This is a genomic window from Rhodococcus sp. BH5 (assembly GCF_027583855.1).
Taxonomy (GTDB): domain Bacteria; phylum Actinomycetota; class Actinomycetes; order Mycobacteriales; family Mycobacteriaceae; genus Rhodococcus_F; species Rhodococcus_F qingshengii.
The window spans coordinates 563,395-571,560 of sequence record NZ_JAJHVW010000003.1 but is presented as its reverse complement, the minus strand read 5'-3'; the positions used below and the strand labels follow the sequence as shown (position 1 = coordinate 571,560).

Sequence of the window (8,166 nt, the reverse complement as noted above, 5' to 3'; positions counted from 1 at the left end):
CGCGGACGTCGCTGGGGTGAAGCCGCCACAATCGTCCGCGCACACCCACAGCGGAGTTGTTGACCACGTCGGTGACGGCATCGTCGGTGATGTTGATCGTCATGAGAACCCCCCGTTCCACCTTCCATCATACTCGAACATACTTTCGAGTCAAGGGCTTTTTCGAGAAGGTGAGGTGGGCCCGGCCGTCGTGATTCTGTTGTTCGAGAGCAGATTCCGTCGCTAGAGCATCAGCGCCGGATCTGTAGTCAGTTCGATGTTCAGCCACGGTTCGTAGGGGAGATCGGCGAGGCTGGTGGCGAACGAGCGTCGTACTGCGTCTTCACCGTCGATGTCCCAGCTGTGTGGCGCGACCATGAACGTCGCTTCGACATACAGCTTGCGACCCACCTTGCTCATGGTGAGAGTCGGTTCGTCCAAGCCGAATTCGTCGCGGACGACGGCGATGGCATCGTGCACGCGGGCCTGAACGTTTTCGCCGGGAGCACCTTCGAGGAGTTCGATCAGTGCGGTTCGCAGAAGTGCGTACGGTTGCGGGACCAGCATCGCGCAGCCGAGGAGGACCAAGACGGAGTCGACATATCGGTCGGCGTCGGAGAAATCGGTGCGGCCCAGGATCATTGCGACGACAGCACCGACTGCGACCAGCGCGCTGAAGGCAGCCGACGCTCCCCATTGCCTGGCTTCGGCGACGAGCAGATCAGATGTGCGGTCGACTTGTCGGACGTAGCGCCAGATGATGATCGACACCACCGCGCTGACAGCGCCGTATGCCACCAGAGACCCCGCGGTGACGTCGGCTCCGCCCGCGAGGATGACACGAACTGCCTCGACTGCAGCGTAGGCGAGCGTCGCCAGTAGTGCCATGCCCTGGACAGCGATGACGACCGGGATCAATGCCTCCTTACCGAACGGGAAGCGTGCGGTGGGGCCCGAGTCGGCTATCCGCGAGACCCGCAGTGAGAGCGCCGTCAACACCATTCCGATGAGGGCGTACACACCGTCGAGCAGGATCACCTGGGACTGCGAGATCCAGCCCCAGAATGCGGCGAGCACAGCCAACGCCGTTGCGACCACGAGCGAGTACCGCAGGGCCTTGCGTTCGCGGGTAGCGCTGTCTTCCTTGGTGCCCATGAATTCCAAACCGCCTGTCCGTTTCGATATTCCTTCACGTAGGAATACCAGCAACGACGCGCAGGCACGGGATCAGTGGACCAATTGCGCTGCCAGATCGAGAAAGTCCTCGGCGTTGATGTCGAACTCGTCGGAGAAGGACACATCGGGATTGCCCCTGGCTCCGAATTCGAGTGGTCGAGCTATGAAGGCTGTGCGGAATCCGAGAGCTTTGGCCGCCCGGATGTCATATTTGTGACTGGCAACCATCATGATCTCGGCCGGGTCGTACCCGAGATATCGAGCGGCCAGGTGGTAGATCTTCGGATCTGGTTTGAAGACGCCGGCCATTTCGGCAGTGAAGACGGCATGCCATGGCAGATTTCCGTGCCGGGAGATGCTGACTGCGGCATTCACGTCGGCGTTGGACAAGGCAGCGATTGTGTACTGCTGGCGCAGGGTTGTCAGGCCGGCGACAGTGTCGGGCCACGGGTCCAGGAATTTCCAGGCGGTGGTGAGTTCTTCCTGTTCGGCATCGGAAAGTTCGATGCTCTCGCGGGCCAACAGCTTGCGCAGAGCCTCGCGGTACACCGAATGTACTGTCACCCATTCGCCTGTGGAATCGTCGGCCTCGGAGGTGTTCGCGAAGTACTCAGCGCGCCAGAGATTGACGAATCTTGGCCAGTCCACGTCGGCGTCGGTGATTCGACGGGCCTCTCGGCACAGTGTGCTGTGAAAATCGGTCGCTGTGCCCTGGACGTCGAACAGCAGTGCTTTGATCTTCTCGCGCACTAGGCCTCCACTCCGAGATCACCTGACGGACTTCCTTCATTATTGCGGCTGCAGCGCCGGATTCGTGCTCGGTGAGCGCAAAGGCTCGACGCGTCGCAAAATAGACATCTATGGCCGACCGCGGATTTACCCCGACTCAGCTCGCCGCCCGAGCTGCCTACTTGCTGCGCGGAAACGACCTGGGCACGATGACCAGCGCTGCCCCGAAGCTGTATCCCCACATGTGGAGCTGGGACGCCGCGTTCGTGGCGGTAGGTCTGGCGCCGCTCAGCGTCGAACGGGCGGTAGTAGAGCTCGATACCTTGCTCTCGGCTCAGTGGAAGAACGGAATGATTCCGCACATCGTGTTCGCGAACGGTGTCGACGGCTACTTCCCCGGCCCGACGCGGTGGGATGTCAATGCGTTGGCAGCGCATGCTCCTTTGGGTACCGCTACATCGGGAATCACCCAACCCCCCGTTCACGCGATCGCGGTGCAGCGGATTCTCGATCATTCGCGTCGGCACGGACGTACGACGCGTGCGGTCGCGGAAGAGTTCCTCGACCGGCGCTGGAGCGATCTGGTTCGGTGGCACCGGTGGTTGGCGGAGGCCCGCGATCTCGACGGCAACGGCCGTATCGCGCTCTATCACGGGTGGGAATCTGGGATGGACAACTCTCCGCGGTGGGATCTGGCGTACGCGAATGTTGTTGCGGGACAAGTTCCTGCGTATCAGCGTGCTGATCTCGCTGTGGTGACGGACCTGTCTCAGCGGCCCACGGATCACGAATACGACCGCTACCTTTGGCTTCTCGAAGAGATGAAGGCCGTGCGGTACGAGGACTCGCAGCTTGCCACAGCCATGAGTTTTGCCGTCGAGGACGTGTTTGTCAGCGCGGTCTTCTCGATGGCGTGCGACGTCCTGGCGACGATCGGCGAGGAGCATTCCCGGCCGAACTCCGACGTCCGTGATCTACGCGGGTGGGCAGATCGATTCCGGCAGGGCGTGATTGCCACCACCGATGAACGATCAGGTGCAGCAAAGGATTTCGATCTTCGCACCGGGCGATGGGTTCATACCGAGACCATCGCGATGTTTGCGCCGTTGCTGTGCGGCGGTCTGAGCCGCGATGCCGAGCGCGCTCTGTTGCGCACTTTCGAGGGGCCCAAATTCTGTGGTCACCCGGACATGCGGTTTGCTGTCCCACCGTCGACGTCTCCGGTTTCCGGCGATTTCCGCCCGCGGGAGTATTGGCGTGGCCCGGTGTGGCCGGTGATCACGTGGTTGTTCTCGTGGGCGTTCGCGCGTCGGGGGTGGGCCGAGAGATCGCACGTGTTGCGTTCGGAGGGGTTGCGGCAGGCCAGCGATGGCAGTTTTGCCGAATACTACGAGCCTTTCACCGGTGAGCCGCTGGGCAGTATGCAACAGTCGTGGACCGCTGCGGCTGTTCTCGATTGGCTCGGTTGAGTGAACATTCCCTGAATTAGGGGACAAAACGGACTAGTCGACCTTAGTCTCGGGAAATGGTCGAGCGACGGATCGTCAGGACATTGGGCAAGCTCACCCCGATCGCGATGGCAGCTGCCATCGCGATCACGGCACCTGGCCTCGCAGCTGCCGACGCTCCCCGCGGCCCGGACGTCTCTTCGTGGCAACACGTGGACGGAACCGGAATCGACTGGTTCCAGGTCAAGGCGTCAGGGCACGAGTTCGCGATGGTCAAGGCCACCGAGTCGCTCAACTACGTCAATCCGTACTTCATCCAGGATTGCCTGGTCATGCGTGCTGCCGGCGTCTCGCGCGGGGCCTACCACTACGCAGACGTTCGCCAGTCCCCCGAAGCCCAGGCCGCCTTCTATTCGGCGATCGTCCTGGGTATCAACGGACCTGGTGACCTCCCGCCCGTTCTGGATCTCGAGGACGCGAAGGGACTGCCCGCCGGGCAGGTCATCGACTGGACTCATCGCTACTTGAATACAGTCCAGGCACTTACCGGGCGGCAGCCCATCATTTACACGTATCCCAACTTCTGGCGTACTCAGATGGCCAACACCACCGAGTTCAACCACTACCCGCTGTGGATCGCCGATTACAACGGGCAGAACGCACCGGGGCCGCTACCCGGCGGTTGGTCCAACTGGACTTTCTGGCAGTACACCAGCACCGGACGAATCCCCGGAATCACCGGAAATACTGATATCAACGTCTACAGCGGAGCCCAGGGCGATTTCGATCGCTACGCCAACAGTGTGGGGTTCGGCAGCAGCTAGTTTGCGGCGGGGCCCTTGGCTCCGTGGTGCCCGGTTCGGGCCCTTTCGCCCTCGATGCATTTGCCTCGAGGCACGCGGAAGGGCCCTTTTTGGCACTCTTGTGACGCTTGGCTGGTTAGTCCGGTTGTTGCTCGTCAGTTACGAGAATTCTGCCGGGCGGTAGCCACGATCGCTGAACTTTCGACTAGCTGAGCAGGATCAGAAAATAGCTATGGCAGAAAATGAGCAGAACTGCTCTGCCTGAAAAGCTACAAAACGGACTTGAAGTTGGGTTTGAATCGAAGGCGGCCGCCCGGTTTCGGGCGAAGTTGGTGCCTCGCAATCCAATTATCGGAGCCTCGGGATGCTTCGTTACCGGCAGCCGTCGCTGAGTGTGGTCTGGATCAATTCGATCAATTCCGACGGGCTCGCACGCGTGATCGGACTCCATGCAGGACGGGGTTTCCGAACGTCGTTCGAGGGTCTGTGGCGCATCCAACAGGCCTTATCCATATTGGGCATTTGTCCAGATTCCATATCTTCCTCGAGGTTGGTCGTCACCCGATCTGGTCAGCGGAAACGTTGAATGTCATCGCGTTCGCCGCGGTGCCGCACTCCGAGGGCTGAATTGTCCGCTCGGACAACGCTGCTCCTCGAAGCTTGTCCGATCTACGAACAAAAACGTCGATCGGTCTGCTTTGTCCGACTTGCGATGGGCAAGCTCCCGGTTATCTGTTATCTTGTTCCTGATAACTGGAAGGTTGCTCTCGATTTGCGCGGATTTCGAGGGCCAAGGTCCTGTTCAGGGCGGCTCTTCCAACACGCAGGTGTTTCCGAAGAGGAGCTCGAATGACAGGACCGGCAACAGCGTCCGGTGTGAGGTCGATCAGCCGAAAACAGGCGCATCGACCCGAACCAACCGATCAACCGGGAGTTCGCGCCAGCGCTCTCGCATCTCCGTCCATCGAACATCGATCAGGCACATCCTGGGGAGTAAGAAATGCCTAACGACATACCGCCGACAAGGTCGGCCATATTCACCGCAGGGCTCCCGCCCTGGGTGCGAGCGTGGACGGTGGTATGGACCGCCATCGCGATGATTCTCGGTATCTCCGGCGCGACGGCAGTGGTTGCGTCAGCGCAGCCGGCCGCGACGCTCGGCGGCCCCGTTCAGGCTCAGGCGCCGGCTCGCGCCGCTGTTCTTCCGGATGAACAGCCTGCAAAAGGCTGCGCATTCAGCGCCCCCGGCACCGGTCCGTTCTCGCAGAACATCTGCTGGATCGATATGTCGACGCTCGATGCGGCAACGGCTGCTTCTGCGGCAGGGCAGTCGATGGAAATCCAGCTCACCGACGGTTACAAGATCAACTTCAAGGCTTTCCTCACTGACTCGGTTGCAGGAAAGAATCACCAGGGGATCGAAACGAAGGCATTTCCCACGTTGCACTATGCAGCGTTGGGAACTTCCGCGTACACGGGTGTGCCGACGACGATCAAGCCGGCGATCTACCAAACCTCAGCCACCGCTGGTCAGTCCGGTGGAACAGTCTCGCTGAAGAACATCGTGATGACGGGGCCGAATGGCGCCGTCAACAACTACGGGCTCGTAGCAGCCGACGCTGAGTCGACAGACGCGAATATCAATACTACGAACGACCGTGAATTCCTCACTTTCAATTCGGACAAGCCTCTACGGCAGATCGCACGTACCGTCGGTGACGACAGTGATCCTGCCTACCCCGGAATTCGGGCCTGTGACGGTGGGCTGACGGGTATGCCAGCCAATACCGTCCGATGCGATTCGTGGAACAACGTCAATGGCCAGGGGCGCACGCCCGGAACGCTAGTCGTTGCATCGACTGCTCCGACAAGTTTCGCAGCCACTTTCGGAAATACCGTTCAGGCGACCTCGCGTCAGGGCCTGGCGTTCGGTGTGCTGCTGTCGAAGGTCAAGATCGACAAGGACCTCACGCGCGTCACCCCCGGTGACGATTTCACTATCGGCATGAGCACCGGACACCACGCTGATGCAGGCGCCGCTGCAGCAACCGAGATCAAGAGCACCACGACCGGTGCGACTGATACGACGGCATCGACTGGCTGGCGGACACTCCTCGCAGATACCACGCCCACCCCTGTCACGTTCTGGGAGAAGCCAACTACCTCGGCGACCAAGACCGCGAACTATGCGACATCGTGGGATTGCCAGGTAAACGGCGTGACCCAGGCCCTCAGGGTCGGTGACGTTGCGCAGGCAGCACTTACACCGGGTGACAACGTGTATTGCAAGGTCAAGAACACCCCGGTTCTCGTGAAGAAGTCGTCGTCACCACCTACCGGTGAGACTGTCAATATCGGCCAATCAATCACCTACACTCTGAATTTCGAGAATCCGGGCACTGCGCCGGCAACGATCGACTACACGGACTACCTCGCCGACGTCATTGATGACGGAACGGTTGCGGTCGGTGCTGCAACCGGCGGACTCACCGCCGCATTGAACGGCGCCGACAAGATCAAGGTCGGCGGCACGTTGCCGGCCGGCGGCAAGGGGACAGTCACATACACCGTCACTGTCAAAGACGGCGGCAACAAAGTTCTGAACAACTATCTGGTTCCGGGGACTACAACTCCCCCCACAACATGTGATCCTGCAACCAATCTCTGCACGACGCATCCCATGCCTGGTTTCACGCTGACCAAGACGGCTGATCCGGTTTCCGGTTCGACGGTTCAGGCCGGCGACACCATTACGTACACCGTCACCGGTGCCAACACCGGCAGGACGGCCCTGACTCCCGCGACGATCACCGATGATCTGAGTGCGGTTCTCAACAATGCTGCTGTCGTTCCGGGCTCGCTGAAGGCGACCATCGACGGTGCTCCTGTTGCTGCTCCGACTCTTTCGGGCAGCACTTTGTCGTGGTCCGCGAATCTCCCGGCCGGTAAGTCTGTTGTTCTGACATACCAGGTGAAGGTCAATGCCGGCGTTGCCGCGGGAACGGTTCTGAACAACAAGGTCACGGGTACTGCGAAGCCGCCGACCGGTCCGGACATCACTCCTCCTCCGGTGGAAACGAATCACTCGGTTCCAGGTTTTACGCTGGCGAAGACTGCCGATCCGATCTCCGGTTCGACGGTTCAGGCCGGCGAGTCGATCAAGTACACCGTCACCGGCACCAACACCGGCAAGACGAAGCTTGATCCGGTACAGATCAATGACGATCTGGGTGCGGTCCTCAATAATGCTGCTGTCGTTCCTGGTTCGCTGAAGGCGACCATTGACGGAGCTTCCGTGGCTGTTCCGACTTTGTCGGGTACGACGCTCTCGTGGACTGGCGTTCTCGAAGCCGGCAAGTCGGTTGTCCTGACCTACGAGGTGAAGGTCAACGACGGTGTCGCTGCGGGTACGGTCTTGAACAACAAGGTCACGGGTACTGCGAAGCCGCCGACCGGTCCGGATATCACTCCTCCTCCGGTGGAGACGAATCACTCGGTTCCCGGTTTCACTGTCGCGAAGACTGCGGATCCGGCATCGGGTACCGGCGTCAATGCTGGTCAGACGATCACGTATACGGTGACAGGTACGAACACCGGTAAGACGACGCTCAATCCTGTTGTGTTGACTGATGATTTATCGAAGGTTCTCGACAACGCGACGTTGGTGGACGGTTCGCTGAAGGCGACTGTTGACGGTGTCGACGGTGCTGCTCCGACCCTGTCGGGTACGACGCTCACCTGGACCGGTGGATTGGAAGCTGGTAAGTCGGTTGTTCTGACCTACCAGGTGAAGATCAATGCCGGTGTTGCCGGTGGCACGTTGATCAACAACAAGGTCACCGGTACTGCGAAGCCGCCGACGGGTCCGGAGATCACTCCTCCGCCGGTGACGACGGAGCATCCGGTTCTGTCTCCGAAGATTGCTGTGGTGAAGTCTTCTGATCCGGTGTCGGGTTCGAATGTTGTTGCCGGTCAGGACATCAAGTACACGCTTTCGTTCTCGAACACCGGTAACGGTGCGGGTGAGGTCG

At 60.4% G+C, this 8,166-nt stretch carries 5 protein-coding genes; 3 read left to right on the top strand and 2 right to left on the bottom strand.

Annotation, left to right across the window (positions count from 1 at the left end):
- Window positions 1-222: 222 nt before the first annotated feature.
- The gene (locus RhoBH5_RS11665; RefSeq protein ID WP_064113954.1) at window positions 223-1,134 is read right to left on the bottom strand and encodes a cation transporter; all 912 of its coding nucleotides are present in this window, start codon (window positions 1,132-1,134) and stop codon (window positions 223-225) included.
- 72 nt (window positions 1,135-1,206) lie between these two features.
- Window positions 1,207-1,905 carry a haloacid dehalogenase type II gene (locus RhoBH5_RS11660; protein ID WP_007735269.1) on the bottom strand — a complete coding sequence of 233 codons (699 nt, stop codon included), beginning with the start codon at window positions 1,903-1,905 and terminating at the stop codon, window positions 1,207-1,209.
- A 110-nt stretch (window positions 1,906-2,015) separates the two neighbouring features.
- Here RhoBH5_RS11660 and ggh point away from each other — a divergent pair, with 110 nt between their 5' ends.
- The 3 genes from ggh to RhoBH5_RS11645 form a co-directional block, all read left to right on the top strand.
- Window positions 2,016-3,353, top strand: a complete 1,338-nt coding sequence (gene ggh, locus RhoBH5_RS11655) for a glucosylglycerate hydrolase (protein ID WP_019746148.1) — start codon at window positions 2,016-2,018, stop codon at window positions 3,351-3,353.
- Window positions 3,354-3,460: 107 nt separating this feature from the next.
- Window positions 3,461-4,156, top strand: coding sequence for a glycoside hydrolase family 25 protein (locus RhoBH5_RS11650; protein ID WP_370334015.1), 696 nt, complete (start codon window positions 3,461-3,463; stop codon window positions 4,154-4,156).
- Between the two features lie 979 nt (window positions 4,157-5,135).
- On the top strand, window positions 5,136-8,166 hold a 3,031-nt coding region (locus RhoBH5_RS11645), incomplete at its 3' end, for an isopeptide-forming domain-containing fimbrial protein (protein ID WP_270008301.1).

Bases quoted from the DNA above. Each gene is read 5' to 3' on its own strand.
- RhoBH5_RS11665 (WP_064113954.1), bottom strand. From the start codon at position 1,134: ATGGGCACCAAGGAAGACAGCGCTACCCGCGAACGCAAGGCCCTGCGG.
- ggh (WP_019746148.1), top strand. From the start codon at position 2,016: ATGGCCGACCGCGGATTTACCCCGACTCAGCTCGCCGCCCGAGCTGCC.
- RhoBH5_RS11650 (WP_370334015.1), top strand. From the start codon at position 3,461: ATGGCAGCTGCCATCGCGATCACGGCACCTGGCCTCGCAGCTGCCGAC.